We start from the raw sequence: 22,485 nt of genomic DNA, 5'->3' as shown, positions 1-22,485 counted from the left end.
ACGCGCGGAGCGACGGACCGGTCGCGCCGAGCCGGAGCACCAGCCCGCCACCGTCCTCCCCGTCGACCCCGTCGCATCCGCCGTCCCCGTCGTCCTCCGGCCCCTGACCGGGGCAGCCGCGCGCACCTCGCGTCCGCCGCTCCTGTCCGCCTCCTGTTTCTCTTTTTTTCTCCTTCCTGTCCGACTGCCCCCTTCCCTCTGCTGTCCGCCCTCCCGTCCTCGTCCGCCTCCGGTCCGTCCGCGGGCCGGCGCCCGTCCGGCCCGCCGGCCCGTCCGAAGCACCCGAACCGTCCGGCCCGTCCGGCCCGCCCACCCCGACCCCGGAGAACCCGAAGTGACCCTCCCTCCCCCCAGCCGGCAGCACGAGCACCGGCCAGCCCGGACCGGGACCGTCCCGAACCCGTCCGTCACCGCCCCGGCGCCGGACAAGGGCGACCTCGGCCGGTCGCCGCGGCCGCTGCGGTGGCTCGCGCCGGCCGACCGCGAGGTGCTGTGGCTGTACCTGCTGACCCGGGTGGGCATCTGGACCGTCGCGTACTGCACCCGCTGGCTGTTCGCCGACGACGGCCGGAGCCGGCACGCCGGTGAGTTCTTCTCGTCGTGGCAGCGGTGGGACTGGTGGCACTACCTGCACATAGCCCAGGAGGGCTACTTCCCGAACGGGCAGGGGCCCTGGATGTCCGAGTGGGACAACAGGGAGGCGTTCTTCCCGGGCTTCCCCTTCCTGCTGCGGGCCGTCCATGTGGTCGTCCCGAGCTGGCCCGCGGCCGGTGCCCTGATCTCGTTCGTCGCCGGGGGCGTCGCCGTGGTGGCCCTCGCCCGGATCGCCCGGCTGTACCTGCCGCAGGACGAGGCCGGGCCCCGGGCGGCCCTGTTCTTCCTGCTCTCCCCGTGCGCGGTCTTCCTGGCCGCCGGTTACACCGAGGCGCTCTTCCTCGCCCTGGCCCTGCCCGCCTGGCTGGCCGCCCAGCGCCTCAACTGGCCGCTCGCGGCCGTGCTGACGGCCCTGGCCACCACCGTCCGGGTCAGCGGCCTCTTCCTCGCCGCGGCCCTCGCCGTCCACTTCCTGGTCACCGCCCGCACCGCCGCCCACTGGCGCCGCCTTCCCTGGCTGTTCCTGCCCGCCCTCGCCCCGCTCCTGTACAGCTGGTACCTGCACGCGCACACCGGCGACTGGATGGCCTGGAAGCACGCCGAGGAGCGCGGCTGGTACCGCGACTTCCACGCCCCCTGGGAAGCCTGGGCGAACACCTGGCACGCCGCCTTCGGCCACTCCCAGGCCACCGGGTACGCCCTGATGAGCCAGGCCGAGCTGCTCGCCATGCTGGTCGGTGTCGCCCTGTGCGGCCTGCTGCTGTGGCGCAGGCGCTGGCCGGAGGCCGCGTACATCGGGCTGAGCCTGTGGGCCCTGGGCACCTCCTACTGGTACACGTCCATCCCCCGGGCGACCCTCCTGTGGTGGCCCCTGTGGGTCGGGCTCGCCGTGTGGAGCCTGCGCAGGCCCCTCGTCAAGACCGCCTATCTCGCCGTCGCCGCCCCCCTGATGACCGTCGTCGCCGTCACCTTCCTCTCCGGGCGCTGGGCGGGCTGAGCCGGGACGGAGCGCGGCAGGTCGACCGGGACGGAGCGCGGTGGAGGGCGGGCCCGTCCGGGCCGTGGAGGCCCGAGGCGTACGCCGCGCCCCGTGGCGTGGGCGCGTCGTTCCCTCGTGTGCGACAGGATGGGGACATGGCCAACCGACTCGCGCACGCCACGTCCCCGTACCTGCTCCAGCACGCGGACAATCCCGTCGACTGGTGGCCGTGGGAGCCCGCCGCGTTCGAGGAGGCACGTCGGCGCGGCGTGCCCGTGTTCCTGAGCGTCGGGTACAGCTCCTGCCACTGGTGCCATGTCCTCGCCCACGAGAGCTTCGAGGACGAGGAGACGGCCGCCTTCATGAACGCGCACTTCGTGTCCGTGAAGGTGGACCGCGAGGAGCGCCCCGATGTCGACGCCGTCTACATGGAGGCGCTCCAGGCGGCGACGGGGCAGGGCGGCTGGCCGATGTCGGTGTTCATGACCTCCGAGGGCCGGCCGTTCTACTTCGGCACGTACTTCCCGCCCGAGCCGCGGCACGGCATGCCGTCGTTCAAGCAGGTGCTGGAGGGGGTGCGGGCGGCCTGGGCCGAGCGGCCCGACGAGGTGACCGAGGTGGCGGGGAGGATCGCGCGGGACCTGGCCGGGCGGCAGCTGGACCTCGCCCAGGCCGGACCGCCCGGCGAGGCGGAGCTCGCCCGCGCGCTGCTCGAACTCACCCGTGCGTACGACCCGGAGACCGGCTGGTTCGGCGGGGACACGAAGTTCCCGGCGGGCATGGTCGTGGAGTTCCTGCTCCGCCACCACGCCCGGACCGAGTCCCATGGAGCCCTCGACATGGCCGAGGGGCTGTGCCGGGCGATGGCCGGGTCGAGCCTGTTCGACCAGGTCGGGGGCGGCTTCCACCGGTACGTACTGCGCCAGCGCCCCGGTGGACCCCTGGTACCGCACTTCGAGAAGATGCTCTACGACAACGCGCAGCTCTGCCGGGTGTACACGCACCTGTGGCGGGCGACGGGCTCGGAGGAGGCCCGCCGGGTCGCCCTGGAGACCGCCGACTTCATGGTGCGCGAACTGCGCACCGCCGAGGGCGGTTTCGCCTCCGCGCTCGACGCCGACAGCGTCGAGGACACCAACGGCGCCGGGAAGGCCGAGAACGCGGTCGGGTCCGGTCGCCATGTCGAGGGCGCGTACTACGTGTGGACTCCCGAGCAGCTCCGCGATGTCCTCGGGGAGCAGGACGCGGCCTTCGCCGCCGCGTACTTCGACGTGACGGAGGAGGGCACCTTCGAGGGGGGCGCCTCCGTCCTCCGGTCGGCCGGTGCGGAGTCCGACGCGGACGGGGAGCGGGTCGCCGACGTACGGGCCCGGCTGCTGGCCGCCCGTGAGGAGCGCCCCTGCCCCGGGCGGGACGACAAGGTGGTCGCCGCCTGGAACGGCCTGGCGATCGCCGCGCTCGCCGAGACGGGCACCTGCTTCGACCGGCCCGATCTGGTCGAACGGGCCACCGAGGCGGCGGATCTGCTGGTCCGGGTCCACATGGGGGACACCGCCCGGCTGGCCCGTACCTCCAAGGACGGCCGGGCGGGCGGGCACGCCGGGGTCCTGGAGGACTACGGAGACGTGGCGGAGGGCTTCCTCGCCCTGGCCGCGGTCACCGGCGAGGGAGTCTGGCTGGAGTTCGCCGGTTTCCTCCTCGACATCGTGCTCCAGCACTTCACCGGCGGGGGCGGGCAGTTGTACGACACGGCGGACGACGCCGAGCAGCTGATCCGCCGCCCGCAGGACCCCACCGACAACGCGGCCCCGGCGGGCTGGACGGCGGCGGCCGGCGCGCTCCTCTCGTACGCCGCACACACCGGTTCGCAGGCCCATCGCGCCGCCGCGGAAGGGGCGTTGGGCGTGGTGAGGACGCTCGGCCCGCGGGTGCCCCGGTTCATCGGCTGGGGGCTCGCCGCCGCCGAGGCGCTGCTCGACGGGCCGCGCGAGGTGGCGGTCGCCGGTCCGGTCGGGGGCGAACTGCACCGTACGGCACTGCTGGGACGGGCGCCCGGCGCGGTGGTGGCGGCCGGGGAGACGGGCGGAGCGGAGTTCCCGCTGCTGGCCGACCGGCCGATGGTGGGCGGCGCGCCGACGGCGTACGTGTGCCGGCACTTCGTGTGCGACGCCCCGACGACGGATCCGGAGGAGCTGGCCCGGCGCCTGGGATCCGGCCCGTCAGGCCCGTCCGGCCCTTCCGAGGCGGGCCGCCGCTCGTCCTGAGAGGCGGGCGGCGGTACGCCACCGGCCGGACACGGGCCCGGGGCCCCGGACGCGCTCCCGGCCGGGGCCGGGAGGAGCACCACGGCGTCGTCGGGCCGCGGCATCGGGGACCGGTTACAGCGTCAGGCCGTCTCCGAGCGCGTCCAGCGCCTGCCGGATGAGGGCCGGCAGATCGTCCTTCTGGCCGTGCTCGCCCCAGTACAGGGTCACCTCGCGCAGCACGCCCAGCGCCGCCGCGACGAACACCCGGACCACCAGGTCGTCGGCGCCGCGCCCGCTGCGCTCGGCCAGCACCAGGGCCAGCATCCTCGCCGTGTCCGACATGGTCTCCGTCATCCGTGCCCGGACGGCGGGGACCTCCACCACCAGTCGGGTGCGCCGGCGCACCTCCTCCTCGTCGCTCACGAGGAATGTCGGCAGCATCTCGGTCATGACGATCCGCAGCGACTCCAGCGGCGGTTCACCGGCCGGCCGCTCGCGCAGCCCGGCCTCCAGGACCGGGCCGTAGGCGTCGGTGAGGACGATGTCCTCCTTGGTCGCGAAGTAGCGGCACACCGTGCTCGGCGACACCTCGGCCGCCTCCGCGATCTGCTCGATCGTCGTCGTCTCGTACCCCTGCTCGGCGATCAGCCGGTACGCCGCCCGGCGGATCGCCGTCCGGGTCTTGAGCTTCTTCCGCTCGCGCAGCCCCGGCTGCGACGGGATCCCGGGCGCGGCGGACGGTCCCCCGGACGCGGCGGACGGCGCCCCGGAGGCGGAAACGGAAGGGGTACGGGAGGTGACGGCCATGGTCGTCATTGTCGGCCATCCACGGGTCCGGGGGCCATGGACGGCCATGAACACGGCCCCGAACGAGGCACGGCCGCGGCTCGGGGAGCCACGGCCACTGGGCGAGGACGACGGGTAACGGCGGGAAACGGAAGACCGGGGAGCGGGCCGGGCAGGTCGGCGGGGCCACGAGGGCCGGGAAGCGGGGGAGCGGGCCGACGTGGGAGTACGTGGGCGGCTCGGGAAGGTGTGCGTGCGCAGCCGGGTGAGGCGGGGCGGCTCAGGAGTGGTTGTAGGCCACCAGCGAGATGCCGACGTAGTGCACGATGAAGGCCGCCAGCGTCAGCGAGTGGAACACCTCGTGGAAGCCGAACCAGCGCGGTGACGGGTTCGGCCGCTTGATGCCGTAGATGACGCCGCCGGCGCTGTAGAGCAGCCCGCCGACGACGACCAGCACCAGCACCGCGATCCCCCCGGTGCGCAGGAAGTCCGGCAGGAAGAACACCGCGGCCCAGCCCATGGCTATGTAGCAGGGCGTGTAGAGCCAGCGCGGGGCGCCCACCCAGAACACCCGGAAGGCGATTCCCGCGGCCGCCGCCACCCACACCGCCCACAGCAGCGGCCGCCCGGTCGACTCGGGCAGCAGGAGCAGGGTCAGCGGGGTGTAGGTGCCCGCGATGATCAGGAAGATGTTGGCGTGGTCGAGGCGGCGCAGCACCGCCTCGCCGCGCGGGCCCCAGGTACCGCGGTGGTAGAGCGCGCTCACCCCGAACAGCAGGCACGCGGTCAGGGTGTACACGGCACAGGCGATGCGCCCCCGGGCACTGTCGGTCAGCGCGATCAGCGCGACCCCCGCGACGATCACGGCGGGGAACATCCCGGCGTGCAGCCAGCCACGCAGCCGTGGCTTCAGCGGGACGGTCGGTGCGGTCGGGGTGGTCGAAACGGCGTCGGGTGCGGCCGTGTCCGGTCCGGCCGGCTCGGGCGCGGCTGTGGCGGCAGTCATTCCCGCATCGTACCTACGGGACCGTAGGTAACGGACAGAAGTGGCCATGCTCACGTGTGCGGCCCTCTGGACATATGGGCGCAGGGGTCGGATGATCAAATGAGTGCGGTCGGCACCGGATGAGCGCCAACGAATTCGAAGGGGACGAAGCGTCCGGGTCGCAGCCCCCACGGGGCCGAACAGCAAATACCCTCGACAAGGAGCGATCGTGGCGCGCGACATCGCGGCTCCCCTCACTGCCCCCACCAATCACCAGGTCCTCGTCTCCTGGGTGAACGAGATCGCTGCCCTCACCCAGCCGGACCGGGTGGTCTGGTGCGACGGTTCCGAGGCCGAGTACGAGCGCCTGTGCGGGGAGCTCGTGGCCAAGGGAACGTTCAAGAAGCTGGACGAGACCAAGCGTCCGAACTCGTACTACGCCGCCTCCGACCCCAGCGACGTCGCCCGAGTCGAGGACCGTACGTTCATCTGCTCCGAGAAGGAGGAGGACGCCGGTCCGACGAACCACTGGAAGGCTCCCGCCGAGATGCGGGCCATCTTCACCGGGGAAGAGGGAAACGGCTTCACCGGTGAGAAGGGGATCTTCCACGGCTCCATGCGCGGGCGCACGATGTACGTCGTGCCTTTCTGCATGGGCCCCGTCGGGTCCCCGCTCTCCGCGATCGGCGTCGAGATCACCGACTCCGCGTACGTCGCCGTCTCCATGCGCACCATGACGCGCATGGGTCGGGCCGTCCTCGACGAGCTGGGCACCGACGGCTTCTTCGTCAAGGCCGTCCACAGCGTCGGCGCGCCCCTGGAGGAGGGCCAGGAGGACGTCCCCTGGCCGTGCAACACCACCAAGTACATCTCGCACTTCCCCGAGGACCGCGAGATCTGGTCGTACGGCTCCGGCTACGGCGGCAACGCCCTGCTCGGCAAGAAGTGCTACGCGCTGCGCATCGCCTCCGTCATGGCGCGTGACGAGGGCTGGCTCGCCGAGCACATGCTGATCCTCAAGCTCACCCCGCCGCAGGGCGAGGCGAAGTACATCGCCGCGGCGTTCCCGTCCGCCTGCGGCAAGACCAACCTCGCCATGCTGGAGCCGACCGTTCCCGGCTGGACCGTCGAGACCATCGGCGACGACATCGCCTGGATGCGCTTCGGCGAGGACGGCCGCCTCTACGCCATCAACCCCGAGGCCGGCTTCTTCGGCGTCGCGCCCGGCACCGGCGAGCACACCAACGCCAACGCCATGAAGACCATGTGGGGCAACTCCGTCTTCACCAACGTCGCGCTCACCGACGACGGCGACGTCTGGTGGGAGGGCATGACGGAGACCGCTCCGGCCCACCTCACCGACTGGCGGGGCAACGACTGGACTCCCGCGTCCGACACCCCGGCCGCCCACCCCAACGCCCGCTTCACCGTCCCGGCCGGCCAGTGCCCGATCATCGCGCCCGAGTGGGAGGACCCCAAGGGCGTGCCGATCTCCGCGATCCTCTTCGGTGGCCGCCGCGCCTCGGCCGTTCCGCTGGTCACCGAGTCCTTCACCTGGCAGCACGGCGTCTTCCTCGGCGCCAACGTGGCCTCCGAGAAGACCGCCGCCGCCGAGGGCAAGGTCGGCGAGCTGCGCCGCGACCCGTTCGCCATGCTGCCGTTCTGCGGCTACAACATGGGCGACTACATGGCGCACTGGCTGAAGGTCGGCGCGGACAAGCCGGACCAGTCGAAGCTCCCGAGGATCTACTACGTGAACTGGTTCCGCAAGAACGACGCGGGCAAGTTCGTGTGGCCCGGCTTCGGCGAGAACAGCCGCGTCCTGAAGTGGATCGTCGAGCGCCTGGAGGGCAAGGCCGAGGGCGTCGAGACGCCGATCGGCATCCTGCCCACCAAGGACGCCCTGGACACCGAGGGCCTGGACCTCTCCGACGCCGACCTGGACTTCCTGCTCACGGTCGACAAGGACGTCTGGCGCGAGGAGGCGGGCCTGGTCCCCGAGCACCTCAACACCTTCGGCGACCACGCCCCCAAGGAGCTGTGGGACGAGTACCGCGCCCTGGTCCAGCGCCTGGGCTGACCCCTCGGGGCGCGCCCCGTGCGCGGGCGCGTCCTCGCACGCCCCGTGGCCGGGCCATTGGACATCCGCCCTGACCTGTGGGGTCGACGGCCCGCCGCGGTCCGGTCCCCGGAACCCCCTCACGGTTCCGGGGACCGCCCTTGCCCGTCCGTCACCCCCGTACAACGGCGTACGGGGGTGACGGGTGTACGGTCCCGCGCCCGGGGTGGGAGTACGGGCGGCGCGCGTACGCAGGTGCGGGCCGGTCTTCGGGCGCCCTTTTTCGCGCAGAACGTCCGGGCAACGCCGCATGCTTGCGCACAGGACCTCCACAACGCTTCGATGTTCCTCCCTCTCTTCTCCGGTCATGCCGGCCGGAGGTCGACAGGGCCTGTGGGGGACTCGGTTGAACAAGATCCGGCACCATGGACGCATCGCGGCGGCACTGGCCGCGCTGACACTCACCGCCGCGGGGCTCACCGCCCTCACCCCGCCCACCGCCGCCCGCGCGGCGTCGACGGCTTCGGTGACGGTGCGGGTGCGCAACTGATCCTGGTTGCAGTGGAGTTGTGACCTGGCCGTGGTTCGCCCATGGCCCGGTCGCGTACGCAGTGCCCTGGGTACGCCGTCCGCCAGGTGCGCCGTGATCGTGTGCGGGAGGCGGAGGGAAGCGGCCCGCACACGGATCAGCGGCGACGCAGCCGCTTGCGGACCTTCCGCGCGACCGTGCGCCAGTCCACGGCGACCAGCACCACACGCCCGTCCGGCCGCTGTGCCGTCCATGCCGCCATCGGCCGGACCCCGTGCGCGTACAGCCGCTTGGCGCGTGCGCGGTCCGGGAGGGGGCGTCGCTCCCCGCCCCCGTCCGGTGCCGGGAGCAGCAGTGGCACGTCGTGGCTGCCCCGGCCGTTGTCCGCCGTCACACGAAGCAGGATTTCCCACCGGCCGGGGCGGTGGGCGTACCGGTGGAGGCCGAGCGGGTCCAGGACGACACGGGCGGTCAGCGGGGCGTCGGTGGGCGTGGCCCTCCCCACGGGAATCAGCACCTCGTAGCCGTCGGCGTGGCGCAGCACGACGCTGTGCCGGACCCGTCGCGAACCGGTGCCGCGGTAGTGCGAGCTGCGCACCAGCAGGGCCGCCCGCCGTCCGCCGTCGAGCCACTCCAGGGCGTCGGGGCCGGGTTCGAGCTCGGCCCAGGCGAGGCTGTCGTGACGGGACAGGGAGAGCAGTTCATCGATCCGCCCGCCCTCGCGCAGCAGCCGGGCGCGCAGCTGGACGAGTGGTGAGAAACCGGTCATGACCTCCTGCGGAATGAACTCGCGCAGCACCTCGCCCGCGATGCGGGCGTACGACTCCTGGCGCTCGGCTGAGGTCCAACGATGGTAGTTCGGGCCGAACTTCGCCATCAGCTCCACCTTGGCGAACCGCACGAGCAACTCGTTGCGCCGCTCGCCGGGCTCGGTCAGTTCCACGATCGAGCCCAGGGCCGCGCGCACCGCCGAGTAGAACGACTCGGCCGGTGGCTGCTGCTTCGTCAGATGGGCGAATCCCTCGCGGTCGACGAGGTAGTAGCAGTCGTAGTCGGCGACCACCGAGATCGCCCGCGCCCGCAGATAGGCGGGGACGATGAACGGCTGCTCCTCCGCCAGCCGCACCCCTTCGGCGAAGCGCAGACCGTGTTCGACCACGAGCGAGCGCCTGAAGAGTTTCTGCGGGGTCAGGCTGAACATCGCCCTGGTCGACCACACGTCGCCGCGTTCGACGGTCGCGGCGAACGGCTCGGTCGGGGCGCCCCGGCCCACGCCCCGGATCCGGCCCAGCACCACGTCCGAGTCGTTGCGCTCGGCGATCTCCACCATCCGCCGCAGCGCGTCCGGGCCCAGGTAGTCGTCAGGGTCGGCGAAGAACAGGAACTCGCCCCTCGCCATGTCGACACCCCGGTTGCGAGGACCGCCGGGAGCCCCGGAGTTGCTCTGGTGCACGACCCTGACGTTGGGGTGCCGCTCGGCCCACCCGTCCAGTACCGCACCGCTTGCGTCGGTGGAACCGTCGTTCACGGCCACGACCTCGACGCGCTCGAATCCCAGGCTCTGCCGCGCGATCGACTCCAGGCATTCGTCCAGGAAATCGGCGGCGTTGTAGACCGGGATGATCACGGTGACCGCTACGTCACTCATGTCGACCTCTCCGCAGTTGCTCTCACGCTCCGGACGGGCGTGACACCGTCCAGACCGACGTTGTGCGGGGAGGGTTGCCCGCTGCGGACAGCGGATCCCAACGATGGCGCGCGCGACATCTGTCCGTCCGCGGCCATTCACCGGGGCGTTCGAAAAAAGCGGCGAAAGGGGTATTTCTCCGATAGTTGAATGGCGCCCGGCCCACGCGCCTCCGCGGCCCGTGGACCGGGGCCGTCAGCGGGCGCCGACCAGTCGTGACGGGGTGCCGGACGCGATGGGCGAGGCCATCGCCGCCGTGTGGGCGTCCATGCGCTCGGCCGCGAGGATCGCGACGACGGTGTCGGCGCGGGACGCGGCCACCACCAGAGCCCGGCCCGCGAGGGCGTGTGCGCGGCGGTGGAGGGCGGGTGCGGGTGCTTCGCTCCGGCCGGCGTGCCGGGCCGGCGGCGTACCGCGCAGCCGGGCGACCTGTTCGGCGATACGGTCGCCCGCCGCGTCCAGCCCCAGTTCGTCGGTGACCGCGAGCAGTGCGGCCAGGTGTCCGGCGAGCTGGATGTCCAGCTCCTCCTCGCGGGAGCGGTGCGGGAAGTCGCCGGCGTGGTCGGCCGGTGTGTGGACCGATTTGGTGCGGATCGGTTCGTACATGGATGGCCTCCTGGTGTCGCTGTGAGACCATCCTACATTAGATTTAGTCTAAAGTTGTCCCTGATCGAGGTGCGGGTGGCGTCCGGCCGCGGCGGGGCCGGACGCCGCGTCGTGGCCGGACGTCGTGGCCGGGCCCGTTCGACGGGGCGGGCATCGCCCCGTCAAGGCTGGCCGTATCCGTCCAGGAAGTGCGCGATCCTGGTCACCGCGTCCGTCAGGTCCTCGGCCGAGGGCAGGGTCACGACGCGGAAGTGATCGGGCTCCGGCCAGTTGAATCCGGTGCCGTGCACGACCATGATCTTCTCGGCCCGCAGCAGGTCGAGCACCATCTGCCGGTCGTCCTTGATCTTGTAGACCTTGGGATCGAGGCGCGGGAAGAGGTACAGCGCCCCCTTCGGCTTCACACAGGTCACGCCCGGGATCCGGGTCAGCAGGTCGTACGCCACGTCCCGCTGCTCCCGCATCCGACCGCCCGGCAGCACCAGCTCGTCGATCGACTGCCGTCCGCCGAGGGCGGTGGCCACGGCGTGCTGGGACGGCATGTTGGCGCAGAGCCGCATGTTGGCGAGGATCGTCAGACCCTCGATGTACGAGGCGGCGTGCGCCTTCGGGCCGCACACCGCCAGCCAGCCCGACCGGTATCCGGCCACCCGGTAGTTCTTGGAGAGCCCGTTGAAGGTGAGCACCAGCAGGTCGGGGGCGATGGTCGCGGTGGGGGTGTGGGTGGCGCCGTCGTACAGGATCCGGTCGTAGATCTCGTCCGAGCAGACGACCAGGTTGTGCCGCCGGGCGATCTCCGTGAGCCCGCGCAGCATCGCGTCGTCGTAGACCGCGCCCGTCGGATTGTTCGGGTTGATGATCACGAGCGCCTTGGTGCGGTCGGTGATCCTCCGCTCGATGTCGGCGAGGTCCGGCATCCAGTCGGACTGCTCGTCGCAGCGGTAGTGCACCGCCGTGCCGCCCGCCAGCGAGACCGACGCCGTCCACAGCGGGTAGTCCGGAGCGGGTACCAGCACCTCGTCGCCGTCGTCGAGCAGCGCCTGCATCGACATCTGGATCAGCTCGGAGACGCCGTTGCCCAGATAGACGTCCTCGACATCGAGGTCGATGCCCTTGGTCTGGTAGTGCTGCACCACCGCCCGCCGCGCGGACAGCAGTCCTTTCGCGTCGCCGTAGCCGTGCGCCCCGGAGAGGTTGCGCAGTATGTCCTCGAGGATCTCGGGCGGGCACTCGAACCCGAACGCGGCGGGGTTGCCGGTGTTGAGCTTGAGGATGCGATGACCGGCCGCCTCCAGGCGCATCGCCTCCTCCAGCACGGGGCCCCGGATTTCGTAACAGACGTTGGCGAGCTTCGTGGACTGGATGACCTGCATGTCCCGGAGCTTACGGCCGGGCCTCCGGGGGCGCCGGGCTTTCGTCGCCGGTTGCCCCGCCCGGCGCATCGGGCCGCCGTCACCGTGTCTTCCATAGCCATGCGTCCCCCGTCCCCGGACCGTGGGATCGCCGGTCGGGGACGGGGGCGGGGCTTGGAATGGGCCGGAACGGGGACGTGACGCACACGGACGGGTGAGATGGGACACGTGCGGGTGCCGGACGCTCGCGTGGGCGGGGCGTCCCCGAGGGCCCCGGTCCGAGCAGGGGCGGGCGCCCCCGGGGCCGGGTCGGGTGTGGTGCCCGGGTGCCTGGGGGCGGAAGCGCATCCTCACGGTTCGGTCCGGCGCGCGCCGAGCCGGGGACCCGACCGAACCCGGCACGCGCCGAGCCGGGGACCCGACCGGACCGGGCACGGACTGTCGGGTCCGCGGGGAGTCGCATTCCCTAGCGTGACTGTTCGTTAGGGAAGGAGTCCGGGGTGCTGGAGCGGCTGAATCAGGCCATGGAGCACATCGAGGGCCGCCTCGGTCAGCGGATCGAGGCGGCCGAGCTGGCGCGGATCGCGATGACGTCTGAGTACCACTTCCGGCGGATGTTCTCGGCGCTGGCCGGGATCCCGCTGTCCGAGTACGTCCGGCGCAGGCGGCTCACGCTCGCGGGGGCCGAGGTGCTGGCGGGGGAGCGGACGCTGCTGGAGATCGCGGTGCGCTACGGCTACGGCTCGGGGGAGGCGTTCGCGCGGGCGTTCCGGGCGATGCACGGCGTCGGTCCGGGCGAGGCCAGGCGGACCGGTGCGGTTCTGCGCTCCCAGCCCCGGATGTCCTTCCGGCTCGTGGTCGAAGGGAGCGGGAGCATGCGATACCGGATCGTGGAGAAGGAAGCGTTCCGCGTGGTCGGCAGGAAGGCGCGGGTTCCGCTGGTGCACGAGGGGGCGAACCCGGCCATCGTCACGTTCGTCCGGGGCATCGGCGAGGACACCGTACGGCGCATCGGGGAACTGTCCGATCAGGAACCGCGCGGAATCGTCGGGGTGAGCGACGATCTCGCCGCGAGCAGGGCGGAGGGGACCGAACTCGACTACTACCACGGCGTGGTGACGGGCGCGGCCGTGCCCGAGGACCTGGACGCGCTGGAGGTCCCGGCGGGCACCTGGGCCGTCTTCGGGAGTTCGGGGCCCTTCCCGCAGGCGCTCCAGTACCTGTGGCGGGACGTCTTCACCCAGTGGTTCCCGTCCAATCCGTACCGGAGCCGGCCGGGGCCCGAGATCCTGGGCACCCGGCTGTCGGAGGACGGTGGCCGGGCCGACGCCGAACTTTGGATCCCGGTGGAGCACGTGACCGGCTGAGGCGCTCGGCGCCGGGTCCGGGCGGGGCACATGGCGGCTCTGGGCCGGCCCGTCGAGGGCCGGGCCCGGGCGTGGCCGGAAACCGCCCCTTGTTGAGGGTCCCCTCCGTACGCAAGCATGCGCATGTCAAGCCGAAGGAACTTCGGTAGCCGGGGTCGTCGAGGCCCCGCGCATGTCGCTGGAGGGGACCCCCACATGAAAAAGCCTCTCGTCGGTGCGCTCTTCGCCGTTCTGCTCCTCGGGGCGGGAACCGCACCCGCCGTCGCGGCCACCGGCCAGGAAGCGGCGACGGCCGGCACGGCGGCGGTCGGCACGGCCGCGGCCGACACGGTCAAGGCGAAGGTCACGCCCCAGGCGGTCAACTTCGCCGGGACCGTGGCGCTCAGCAACTGTTCCGGCTCCGTCGTCCGCACGCCCGACTCCCAGCCCTCCGACCCCGCGCTGGTGCTCTCCAACGGGCACTGCATGGAGACGGGCTTCCCGGGCCCCGGTCAGGTGGTGTTCAACCGGTCGTCCAGCCGTAGCTTCACCCTGCTGAACGCCTCCGGCAACGGCGTCGCCACGCTGCGGGCCAGCAAGATCGCGTACGGGACGATGACGGACACCGATATCTCGGTGTACCAACTCACCAGCACCTACGCGCAGATCGAGAGCAACTACGGCATCAAGGCGCTGGAGCTCAACACCGCGCACCCCGTCCAGGGCACCGCGATCACGGTGGTCTCCGGCTACTGGAAGCGCACGTACTCCTGCAACGTGGACGGGTTCGTCTACCGGCTCAAGGAAGGCCAGTGGACCTGGAAGGACTCGGTCCGCTACACCTCCGCCTGCCAGACCATCGGCGGCACGTCCGGCTCCCCGGTGATCGACAACGCCACCGGCAAGGTCGTCGCGGTCAACAACACCGGCAACGAGGACGGCCAGAGCTGCACGGACAACAACCCGTGCGAGGTGGACGAGAGCGGCAATGTGACGGTGCGTGAGGGAATCAACTACGCCCAGCAGACCTACGGCATCGTGCCGTGCATCGGCCCGGGCAACGAGTTCGACCTCAACCGGGCGGGATGCGCCCTGCCCAGGCCGTGAGCCGCTGAGCCCTCCGTCGCCGTGACCGCCCGTGCCGACCGGGCGGCCGCGGCGACGCCGTGCGTCGGGCCCGGGGGTCGCGGGCTCAGGGCTTGCGGGTTCAGGCCCTGCCCGTGCGCGTGATCGCTGCCTCGATCCCGTCGAGCAGTACGTCGAGGCCGACGGCGAACGTCTCCCGTGCCTCGCGCTCCAGGAACGGCATCGTCTCCTCGTCGCCCTCGGCCGAGCCTCCGCCCGCCTCCTCGCCGTACTCGCCTCCGCCGTCGCCCTCGCCCTCGCCCTCGCCCTCGCCCGTGTCCTCGTCCGTGGCGGACGGCGGTCGCGGCGCGCCGGCGCGTTCCATCGCGCTCAGGCTCGGATAACGGTCCGCGAAGTCCGGAGCCACTTCGCCCAGCAGCGCCGAGCGGGCGAACCACCACTCCTCGTCCGGCTCGCCCGTCGCCACCGCCGCCTCCCGTGCCTCGGCGACCGTTCCGGCGCAGCCCCGCACGAAGTGGGTCAGCGTGCCCACCAGTCGCCGCACCAGCCGCGCTTCGAGCCCGGTTCCGGTCAGCAGGCGTACGAGGGTGTCCAGTGCGGCGTACTCGTGCGGGCCGAGGACCGGACGGGCCTGGGAGACCTGGAGCACCCAGGGGTGGCGCAGAAGGAATTCGAGCGTGTCCCGCGCCCATGTGGTCAGCCCGGCCCGCCAGTCGTCGTCGCCCGGCCGCTCCCCTTCGGCGCTCGGGTGCCTGCCGCCCTCCGGTGCGTGTGCCTCGGTGAAGGCCGCGTAGTCCCGGGGCAGTTCGGCGTGGACCGCGTCGTACATGAGGTCCAGCAGCTCGCCCTTGCTGGGGACGTACGTGTACAGCGCCATCGCCGTGCGGCCCAGCCGCTCGCCCACCGCGCGCATCGAGAGCGCGGCCATGCCCTCCTCGTCGGCGACGGAGATCGCGGCGGTCACGACGGCGTCCACGCTCAGCCCCGGCCGGGGGCCCGGACCGGGTGTGCGGCGCGGCTGCTCCGGCCGCTCCGCGCGCCACAACAGGGACATCGAACGCCGGGCGTCGCCCTGTCCGGCATAGACCACCACTTGCAACTCCTTACGCCATAAAGTAATTTCGCCGAGGCGATTTCAATTCCTTATGACGTAAAGTATCAGGAGAGGTCGGTGTCGGGATGGGTCACGCGTTGCCTGTGTCGTACGTACGGGTCGTGGGCGTGGAGCGGATCACTCCACGGGTCGCGCGCGTCTCCTTCGCCGCGGACGTGGGCGCGGACGTGCGGAGTCTCGCGGAGATCCTGGAGGACCGCCCCGATCAGCAGATGAAACTGTGCTTCCCCCGGGAGGGGCAGGACGTGCCCCGGCTCCCGGTGCCCGACGCCGACGACGCGCACGGCATGCGGTGGTACGAGGCGTACCTCGCGATCCCCGAGCCCGAACGTCCGCTCATGCGCGGCTTCACCGTGCGCGGGTACGACCGCGTGAGCGGTGTGATGACGGTCGACTTCGTCCTGCACGGTGACGACGGCCCCGCCGCCCGCTGGGGCCGGGGCGCGCGCCCGGGGGACGTGCTCGGCATGGTCGGCCCGTCGGCGGCGTACGCCCGGCCGCTGCCCGCGGCCGACTGGTTGCTGCTGGCCGGTGACGAGACGGCGCTCCCGGCGATCGGGACGCTCCTGGAGTCCCTGCCGACCGGGTCGCGCGCGGTCGTGTACGCCGAGGTCGCCGACGCGGCGGAGCACCGGATGCTGCACTCGCCGGGCGAGGTGTCCGTCCACTGGGTGGACCGGGACCGGGGCGGGGCGTTGGTGGACGCGGTACGGGCGGCCGAACTGCCCGCCGGGCCGGGGGCCGCCTGGCTGGCCGGTGAGGCCGGGGCGGTACGGGCGCTGCGCCGTCACCTGGTCGGGGAACGCGGACTGCCCCGGAACGCCGTGGAGTTCAGCGGCTACTGGCGGGCGAACCTGACCCAGGACGACGCGCCGACCGAGGAGGACCTGGTCTGGGCCAGGGAACGGGCGGCGGAGTTGGCAGAGGCGGCGAAGGCAGCGGAGGTGACGGAGACCTCGTAGCCCCCATATGCCTTATGGCCCTCATGGGTCTCATGGCCCTCATGGGCTCCGTCGGGGCCCGGGGGTCGCTGCGGCCTTCATGCGAGGGCCCAGCCCTCGCCCCGCCCCTCACCCCCGTACGGTCCGTCCCTCGCCGCGTACGGCGCGGCCCGCCAGTACCTGGGTCCGGCGGCCGTCCTCGATGACGAAGCGGCCGTCGATCAGTACGTGCGGGATGCCGGTCGGAAGCGTGCGCGGCTTCTCGAACGTCGAACCCGCCGCCACCGTCGCCGGATCGAACAGGACCAGATCGGCGCGGTGGCCCTCGCGGACGTACCCGCGGTCGGTCAGGCGCAGCCGGCGTGCGGGGCGGGAGGTGAGGTGGGCGACGCACTCCTCCAGCGACAGGATGCCCAACTCCCTTACGTACCGGCCGAGATACCGCGGGAAGGTGCCATAGGCGCGGGGGTGCGGCTTGTCGCCCTGGAGGATGCCGTCGCTGCCCCCGGTGTGCACCGGGTGCCGCATGATCCGCCGGACGTTCTCCTCGTGGCCCACGTGCTGGAGGATCGTGGAGCCGAGCCGGTCCTCGACGAGCAGCCGGCGGGCGGTCGCCCAGGGTGCCTCGCCGCGCAGCCGGGCCGACTCGGCCACCGTACGGCCGACGTACTCGCCGAGGCCCGGCGCGGTGACTCCCGAGATCTCGATCGTGTCCCACTCGATCGGCACGCCGTGGCAGCCGTCCGAACCGACCACCTCCATGGCGTGCCGTATCCGTTCCGCGACGGTGGCGTCGGCGAGGCGGGCCAGCACCGCGTCGGGGCCGCCCTCGCCCGCCCAGCTCGGCAGCATCGCGACGAGGGTGGTGCTGCCGGGGGTGTACGGGTAGCTGTCGAGGGTGATGTCGGCGCCCGCGTCCAGCGCCGCGTCGAGCAGGGCCAGCAGCTCCGGGGCCCGCCCCTCGTTCACCCCGAAGTTCATGGTGGCGTGGGCGAGATGGAGCGCGCAGCCCGCGTTCCTGGTCAGCCGCACCATCTCCTCGTACGCGGCCAGCGCACCCGCCCCGTACGAGCGGTGATGGGGGCAGTAGTAGCCGCCGTACCGGGCCACCACCCGGCACAGTTCGGTGAGTTCGGCGTCGTCCGCGTACATGCCGGGCGTGTAGGTGAGGCCGGAGGACATGCCGACCGCGCCCTCCGCCATGCCCTGGGCGACGAGTTCCCTCATGCGGTTCAGCTCGGCCTCGGTGGGCGGGCGGTCCACCCAGCCCATCGCGTGCATCCTGACCGTGCCCTGCGGGACGAGATAGGCGGCGTTGACGGCGATGCCCCGGCCGTCGAAACCGTGGTCCAGACGGTCCAGGTACTCGCCGACCGTGCGCCAGTCGAAGTCGACGCCGGGGTCCTCGGGTCCGCCCCCGTTCCAGCCGGCGATGGTGCGGCGCACCTCGGCGAGCGTCCGGTCGTCGGCCGGGGCGTACGACAGGCCGTCCTGGCCGAGGACTTCGAGCGTGACGCCCTGTGCGGCCTTGGCGCTGTGGTCGGGGTCGCGCAGCAGGGCCAGGTCGCTGTGCGCGTGCATGTCGATGAAGCCGGGGGAGAGGGCGAGCCCGTCGGCGTCGAGCACGCGGCGGCCCGAGGGGCGCGGGCCGGGCGCCTCCTCGGGGTGGATCGCGGTGATCCGGCCGCCGTCGACCGCCACGTCGGCGCGCCGGCCGGGAGAGCCGGTGCCGTCGATGACGTACGCGTCGCGGATGACCAGGTCCATGGGATCGCCTGTCTGTGGATCGAGCGACTGATCGGGGATCGGGGCCGATGGGGGATCGGGAGCGATCGGGGATCAGAAGAAGGTGCGGATGTAGTCGGTGACGGTGCCGTCCGCCTCGACCAGCGGGATCAGCTGCCACTTGTCGAAGCTGGTGCACGGATGCGACAGACCCATGCCGACCCAGTCGCCGACCTCCAGCTCGGCACCGGGCTCGGTGCGCAGCCAGGTGTGCTGGTCGGAGAGCCCGCCGACCGTGATGCCCGTCGCGGGCCGGATCGTGCCGTCGCGCCCGGAGCGTACGACCTGGGCCTGCGGCAGGTCGAGGTCGTACGCCGCGTCCCGCTTGCCCGCGTTGAGGAACGCCTGCCCGGGGGAGGGCCGGGAGACGACCTGGGCCCAGAGCCGGAAGGCGGGCCGCAGGGCCCCCTCCTCGGGGACGCGGTTGAACGGGGTGAGGTGGCGGTAGTGGCCGTCGTCGTGCGAGACGTACGCCCCCGAGCGCAGCAGCTTCAGTACGGGGCGGGAGAGTTCGGGGAGCTGCGCGAAGACGTCCGCCACCGCGTCGAACCACGCACTGCCGCCCGCACTGATCACGATGCCGTCGTCGGTGGCGTCCGCCACGCGCCGCGCGGCCGCTCCGGCCCCTCCCGCGGCCGGTTCGGCTGCTTTCCCGGCTGCTCCGGCTTCCCCGGCTTCTTCCGGTGCCGTTTCCGGTGTCGTTTCCGCTGCCGCGAGCCGGCCTCCCCGGTCCTTCCGGCCGAACCTGCCCTCCCGGTCGAAGGCGACGGCCAGCGCGACGAGCCGCCGCAGCCAGTCGCGGACCCGCTCGTCCGACGCCTCCGGCACCTCGCCCTCGTACCCGGCCACGCCCACCAGCCGCAGGGTCCCGGTCGCGGCCACCGCGTCGGCGACCGCAGCGCACTCCGCCTCGGTGCGTGCGCCGGTGCGCGCGCCCTCGCCCGCACCCAGTTCCACGACGACGTCCACGGGGCGGGACGCGCCCGCCGCCCGCAACGCCTCGTCCATCAGCTCCACGCCGCGCACCGAGTCGATGTAGCAGACGAAGCGGAACTCCGGGTCGCGGTCCAGCTCGCCGGCGAGCCAGCGCAGGGCCGCGGCGTCGACGAGTTCGTTGGCGAGGAAGATCCGCCGGATCCCGTACGCCCGGTAGACCCGCGCCTGGTGCGGCACGGCCGCCGTGATGCCCCAGGCGCCGTGCTCCAGCTGGCGGGCGAAGAGCTGCGGGGACATGGACGTCTTGCCGTGCGGGGCGAAGGCCAGCCCGTGGCGCTCCGCGTACGACTCCAGCAGGGCGAGGTTGTGTTCGACCGACTCGGCGGACAGGGCGAGCACCGGGGTGGTGAAGCCGCCCGTGAAGAGATCGCGCCGTTCGGCGGCGAGGGCGCCGACGGTCAGGCCCTCGGCGTCGGGCGGGAGCGCCTTGAAGCGGTGGTCGATCAGCTCGTCGGCGAGTCCGGCCACGGGGCGGTCGGCGGCCAAGGGTGCCTCCTCGGTCGAAGTGGTCGTCACGGCGGAAGCCGTTGTTGCATCATATGCAACGTCCGTTGCGTATATCGCTTGTCGGTGTCTAACATCCGAGCCGACACCGGGTCAATGGCAGCACGGCGCCGGGGCAGCTGCGAGACCGGGCGCCACTCTCCGGGATCCGTCGCACCATCCTGGCCGTCGCACCACCCCGACAATCGCCCCGACCACTGCCCCGACCACCGCACGGGCCGCTCACCGGCCGCCCACCGCCATGTCAGCCGCCCCGAACGACCGCACCACCGATCACGCGAGGAGCCCCGAGTGCCCGGAACCCCGGCCAGGACCGCCGACACCGGCTCCGTCCCGCCCTTCGACGCGCCCGCCGGTACGGAGGCGCCCGTCGGCGCGTCCGTCGGGACGCGCACGCGCACCGGTGAGACCGGCGGCTCCGTACCGCCCGTCGACGTCGTGTGCCTCGGCGAGTCCATGGTGACGTTCCTGCCGTCGCGGCCCGGCCGTCTCGCCGACGTGCCCTCCTTCAGCCGCGGCATCGGCGGCGCCGAGTCCAACGTCGCCTGCGCGCTCGCCGCGGCCGGCCACCGGACGGCCTGGGTCAGCAGGGTCGGCGCGGACGGGTTCGGGGACCATCTCGTCGAGGCCGTCGCGGGGTACGGGGTCGACATCTCCGCAGTGCGGCGCGACCCGACGCGGCCCACCGGCATCTACTTCCGTACCGCGACGGACCGGGGGACCGACGTGCACGAGGTCGCCTACTACCGGGCCGGTTCCGCCGCCTCCGCGATGTCCCCGGACAACGTCCCGTACGAGGCGCTGTTCGCGGCCCGCGTCCTGCACCTGTCCGGCATCACGGCGGCGCTCTCCGCCGACTGCCTGGCCCTGCTCCGCGACCTGACCTCGCCCCGCCCCGGCCGCCCGCTGGTCTCCTTCGACGTCAACCACCGGCCGGGCCTGTGGCGCGACGCCGCCGCGGACCCCGGAGTACTGCTGGACCTGGCCCGCGGCTGCGACCTGGTCTTCGTCGGCGAGGACGAGGCGGAGGAGGCGTGGGGGCTGAACGGGGCCGAGGCGATCCGCGCGGCGCTCCCGGGGCCGGCGGTCCTGGTCGTGAAGCGCGGGGCCGAGGGGGCCACGGTCTTCGCGCGTACGGGAGGCGCCGTCGTCGGAGAGGCGGGCGACGGAGCAGCGGATGCCGGAGCAGCGGACTCCGGAGGGACCGACACCGGGCGGACGGACACCGTCACCGGCGTCCCCGCCCTCGGCGTCGATGTCGTCGCACCCGTCGGCGCCGGTGACGCCTTCGCCGCCGGGTTCCTCTCCGCCACCCTGCGGGGCCTGGGCGCACGCGACCGGGTCCGGCACGGCCACCTCATGGCCGCCGCCGTGCTCACCGTCCCCGGGGACCTCACGGCCCCGCCGTCCCGCGACCGCGCCGACGCCCTCGCCGCGCTGGACGACGACGCCTGGGGGAGACTTCGTCTCGGCCCCGGGTGGACGGGGGAGGAACAGGAGGTACGTACGACGTGAGCGACCGCGACCAGCGAACGGGCGGGACGGGCCGGCCCGGCGCCCCGAGCGAGCATCCGGCCGAGTGCCCCTCCGGGCCTTCGGCCGAGCGCCGGTCCAGGCATCCGGCCAGGGGCGGCGAGGACCGCATGAGCGGCGAGGGCCGCGGGGACAGCGAGGCGCGCGCATGAGCCAGACCGTCGACCGCGCGCTGAGCATCCTGCCCTTGCTCGCCCAGGGGCCCGCCGACCTCGGACAGGTGGCCGAGCGGCTCGGCGTCCACAAGTCCACCGCGCTGCGCCTGCTCCGTACGCTCCACGAACACGGCCTCGTCTACCGCCAGCAGGACCAGCGCTACCGCCTCGGTGCCCGCCTCTTCGCCCTCGCGCAGGAAGCCGTGGAGAACCTCGACGTACGCGAGATCGCCCACTCCCACCTCGTCGAACTCAACGAGAGCTGCGGCCACACCGTGCACCTCGCGGTGTACGAGGAGAACGAGGTCCTCTACATCGACAAGGTCGAGAGCCGCTACCCGGTCCGCATGTACTCCCGGATCGGCAAGCCCGTCGCGATCACCGTCGCCGCCGTGGCGAAACTGCTCCTCGCCGACCTTCCCGAACCCGAGCGGCGCGCCGTCGCCGAGAGGCTCGACTACCCCATGTACACGCCCCGTTCGACCCCGAACGCCGGTGCCTTCCTCAAGGAACTCGCCGTCGTCCGCGAACAGGGCTGGGCCACCGACCTCGGCGGCCACGAGGAGTCCATCAACTGTGTCGCCGCCCCCGTCCGGGGCGCGGACGGACGCGTGGTCGCCGCGATGTCGGTCTCCGCGCCCAACGTGGTCGTCACGGCCGAGGAACTCCTCACCCTGCTCCCGCTGGTGCGCCGCACCGCCGACGCCATCAGCCGGGACTACTCCGGCACCAACCAACCCAGGAGAGCCTGAACAGCCATGACCGAGAAGATCGCCCTCACCCCGAGCACCCACACCACGCCGCCGGCGAAGTTCTCGCACGGGGTGAAGAAGGGGAACATCCTCCAGGTCGCCGGCCAGGTCGGTTTCCTCCCCGCCGTCGAGGGCCAGGCACCGACCCCGGCCGGTCCGACGCTGCGGGAGCAGACCCTCCAGACCTTCGCCAACGTCAAGGCGATCCTGGAGGAGGGCGGCGCGACCTGGGACGACGTGATGATGACGCGCGTCTACCTCACGGACGTGGACCACTTCGCCGAGATGAACGAGATCTACAACGCCTACTTCGCCGAGCAGGACCTGAAGGCCCCGCCCGCCGCCCGCACCACGGTCTACGTCGGGCTTCCCAAGGGCCTGCTCATCGAGATCGACGCGCTCGCGGTCCTCGGCTGATCCGACCCCGTACGGGACCGCAGGGCCGCGGAG

General features: G+C 72.5%; 18 protein-coding genes. 10 read left to right on the top strand and 8 right to left on the bottom strand.

Annotated features, from left to right (window positions below; all coding sequences use genetic code 11):
* The first annotated feature begins 334 nt into the window (after positions 1-334).
* Positions 335-1,591 carry a mannosyltransferase family protein gene (locus AB0E67_RS03670; RefSeq protein ID WP_362020419.1) on the top strand — a complete coding sequence of 419 codons (1,257 nt, stop codon included), beginning with the start codon at positions 335-337 and terminating at the stop codon, positions 1,589-1,591.
* Between the two features lie 137 nt (positions 1,592-1,728).
* Positions 1,729-3,837, top strand: coding sequence for a thioredoxin domain-containing protein (locus tag AB0E67_RS03665; RefSeq protein ID WP_362020416.1), 2,109 nt, complete (start codon positions 1,729-1,731; stop codon positions 3,835-3,837).
* 114 nt (positions 3,838-3,951) lie between these two features.
* Here AB0E67_RS03665 and AB0E67_RS03660 read toward each other — a convergent pair whose 3' ends face one another.
* Both AB0E67_RS03660 and AB0E67_RS03655 read right to left on the bottom strand, forming a co-directional pair.
* On the bottom strand, positions 3,952-4,626 hold the full coding sequence (locus AB0E67_RS03660) for a TetR family transcriptional regulator (RefSeq protein ID WP_362020413.1): 675 nt from the start codon (positions 4,624-4,626) through the stop codon (positions 3,952-3,954).
* Positions 4,627-4,885: 259 nt separating this feature from the next.
* Positions 4,886-5,611, bottom strand: a complete 726-nt coding sequence (locus AB0E67_RS03655) for a hemolysin III family protein (RefSeq protein ID WP_362020411.1) — start codon at positions 5,609-5,611, stop codon at positions 4,886-4,888.
* A 208-nt stretch (positions 5,612-5,819) separates the two neighbouring features.
* On the opposite strand from AB0E67_RS03655, the gene AB0E67_RS03650 reads away from it, so the two are divergent.
* Positions 5,820-7,670 (top strand): phosphoenolpyruvate carboxykinase (GTP), encoded by a 1,851-nt coding sequence (locus AB0E67_RS03650; RefSeq protein ID WP_362020409.1) that lies wholly within the window; start codon positions 5,820-5,822, stop codon positions 7,668-7,670.
* A gap of 385 nt (positions 7,671-8,055) precedes the next feature.
* Positions 8,056-8,199 (top strand): hypothetical protein, encoded by a 144-nt coding sequence (locus AB0E67_RS03645; protein WP_362020406.1) that lies wholly within the window; start codon positions 8,056-8,058, stop codon positions 8,197-8,199.
* Between the two features lie 136 nt (positions 8,200-8,335).
* Here AB0E67_RS03645 and AB0E67_RS03640 read toward each other — a convergent pair whose 3' ends face one another.
* The 3 genes from AB0E67_RS03640 to AB0E67_RS03630 all read right to left on the bottom strand — a co-directional run bounded on the left by AB0E67_RS03640 (position 8,336) and on the right by AB0E67_RS03630 (position 11,844).
* Entirely contained in the window at positions 8,336-9,826 is a 1,491-nt protein-coding gene (locus tag AB0E67_RS03640; protein ID WP_362020403.1) for a glycosyltransferase, read from the bottom strand.
* 234 nt (positions 9,827-10,060) lie between these two features.
* Positions 10,061-10,471 carry a hypothetical protein gene (locus tag AB0E67_RS03635; RefSeq protein ID WP_362020400.1) on the bottom strand — a complete coding sequence of 137 codons (411 nt, stop codon included), beginning with the start codon at positions 10,469-10,471 and terminating at the stop codon, positions 10,061-10,063.
* Between the two features lie 161 nt (positions 10,472-10,632).
* On the bottom strand, positions 10,633-11,844 hold the full coding sequence (locus tag AB0E67_RS03630; RefSeq protein WP_362020397.1) for a pyridoxal phosphate-dependent aminotransferase: 1,212 nt from the start codon (positions 11,842-11,844) through the stop codon (positions 10,633-10,635).
* Positions 11,845-12,323: 479 nt separating this feature from the next.
* Between AB0E67_RS03630 and AB0E67_RS03625 the strand changes: the two genes are divergently transcribed.
* Positions 12,324-13,190 carry an AraC family transcriptional regulator gene (locus AB0E67_RS03625; protein WP_362020394.1) on the top strand — a complete coding sequence of 289 codons (867 nt, stop codon included), beginning with the start codon at positions 12,324-12,326 and terminating at the stop codon, positions 13,188-13,190.
* Between the two features lie 195 nt (positions 13,191-13,385).
* A complete protein-coding gene (locus AB0E67_RS03620) occupies positions 13,386-14,276 on the top strand; it encodes a serine protease (protein WP_362020391.1) in 891 nt (296 codons plus the stop codon).
* A gap of 100 nt (positions 14,277-14,376) precedes the next feature.
* Here the strand turns inward: AB0E67_RS03620 and AB0E67_RS03615 are convergent, their stop codons facing one another.
* Positions 14,377-15,348, bottom strand: a complete 972-nt coding sequence (locus tag AB0E67_RS03615) for a TetR/AcrR family transcriptional regulator (protein WP_362020388.1) — start codon at positions 15,346-15,348, stop codon at positions 14,377-14,379.
* Between the two features lie 86 nt (positions 15,349-15,434).
* On the opposite strand from AB0E67_RS03615, the gene AB0E67_RS03610 reads away from it, so the two are divergent.
* Positions 15,435-16,331, top strand: coding sequence for a siderophore-interacting protein (locus AB0E67_RS03610; RefSeq protein WP_362020385.1), 897 nt, complete (start codon positions 15,435-15,437; stop codon positions 16,329-16,331).
* Positions 16,332-16,439: 108 nt separating this feature from the next.
* Here AB0E67_RS03610 and AB0E67_RS03605 read toward each other — a convergent pair whose 3' ends face one another.
* Together AB0E67_RS03605 and AB0E67_RS03600 are read right to left on the bottom strand one after the other, a co-directional pair.
* Positions 16,440-18,077 (bottom strand): D-aminoacylase, encoded by a 1,638-nt coding sequence (locus AB0E67_RS03605; RefSeq protein ID WP_362020382.1) that lies wholly within the window; start codon positions 18,075-18,077, stop codon positions 16,440-16,442.
* Between the two features lie 72 nt (positions 18,078-18,149).
* Positions 18,150-19,607: an alanine racemase gene (locus AB0E67_RS03600; RefSeq protein WP_362020379.1), complete on the bottom strand. Its 1,458-nt coding sequence runs from the start codon at positions 19,605-19,607 to the stop codon at positions 18,150-18,152.
* A 426-nt stretch (positions 19,608-20,033) separates the two neighbouring features.
* Here AB0E67_RS03600 and AB0E67_RS03595 point away from each other — a divergent pair, with 426 nt between their 5' ends.
* From AB0E67_RS03595 to AB0E67_RS03585, 3 genes are all read left to right on the top strand, one after another.
* Complete coding sequence (locus AB0E67_RS03595; protein WP_362021434.1) at positions 20,034-21,110, top strand: sugar kinase; 1,077 nt, start codon at positions 20,034-20,036, stop codon at positions 21,108-21,110.
* 166 nt (positions 21,111-21,276) lie between these two features.
* On the top strand, positions 21,277-22,035 hold the full coding sequence (locus tag AB0E67_RS03590; RefSeq protein WP_362020377.1) for an IclR family transcriptional regulator: 759 nt from the start codon (positions 21,277-21,279) through the stop codon (positions 22,033-22,035).
* Between the two features lie 6 nt (positions 22,036-22,041).
* Positions 22,042-22,452 (top strand): RidA family protein, encoded by a 411-nt coding sequence (locus AB0E67_RS03585; protein WP_362020375.1) that lies wholly within the window; start codon positions 22,042-22,044, stop codon positions 22,450-22,452.
* Positions 22,453-22,485: the final 33 nt, after the last annotated feature.

The organism is Streptomyces sp. NPDC032161, from assembly GCF_040636995.1.
GTDB lineage: Bacteria > Actinomycetota > Actinomycetes > Streptomycetales > Streptomycetaceae > Streptomyces.
This window is presented reverse-complemented; position numbering and strand designations above follow the sequence as displayed.

Coding starts and splice junctions, on each gene's coding strand:
- AB0E67_RS03665 (WP_362020416.1), top strand. CDS start 1,729: ATGGCCAACCGACTCGCGCACGCCACGTCCCCGTACCTGCTCCAGCAC.
- AB0E67_RS03660 (WP_362020413.1), bottom strand. CDS start 4,626: ATGGCCGTCACCTCCCGTACCCCTTCCGTTTCCGCCTCCGGGGCGCCG.
- AB0E67_RS03655 (WP_362020411.1), bottom strand. CDS start 5,611: ATGACTGCCGCCACAGCCGCGCCCGAGCCGGCCGGACCGGACACGGCC.
- AB0E67_RS03640 (WP_362020403.1), bottom strand. CDS start 9,826: ATGAGTGACGTAGCGGTCACCGTGATCATCCCGGTCTACAACGCCGCC.
- AB0E67_RS03635 (WP_362020400.1), bottom strand. CDS start 10,471: ATGTACGAACCGATCCGCACCAAATCGGTCCACACACCGGCCGACCAC.
- AB0E67_RS03630 (WP_362020397.1), bottom strand. CDS start 11,844: ATGCAGGTCATCCAGTCCACGAAGCTCGCCAACGTCTGTTACGAAATC.
- AB0E67_RS03620 (WP_362020391.1), top strand. CDS start 13,386: ATGAAAAAGCCTCTCGTCGGTGCGCTCTTCGCCGTTCTGCTCCTCGGG.
- AB0E67_RS03610 (WP_362020385.1), top strand. CDS start 15,435: ATGGGTCACGCGTTGCCTGTGTCGTACGTACGGGTCGTGGGCGTGGAG.
- AB0E67_RS03605 (WP_362020382.1), bottom strand. CDS start 18,077: ATGGACCTGGTCATCCGCGACGCGTACGTCATCGACGGCACCGGCTCT.
- AB0E67_RS03590 (WP_362020377.1), top strand. CDS start 21,277: ATGAGCCAGACCGTCGACCGCGCGCTGAGCATCCTGCCCTTGCTCGCC.
- AB0E67_RS03585 (WP_362020375.1), top strand. CDS start 22,042: ATGACCGAGAAGATCGCCCTCACCCCGAGCACCCACACCACGCCGCCG.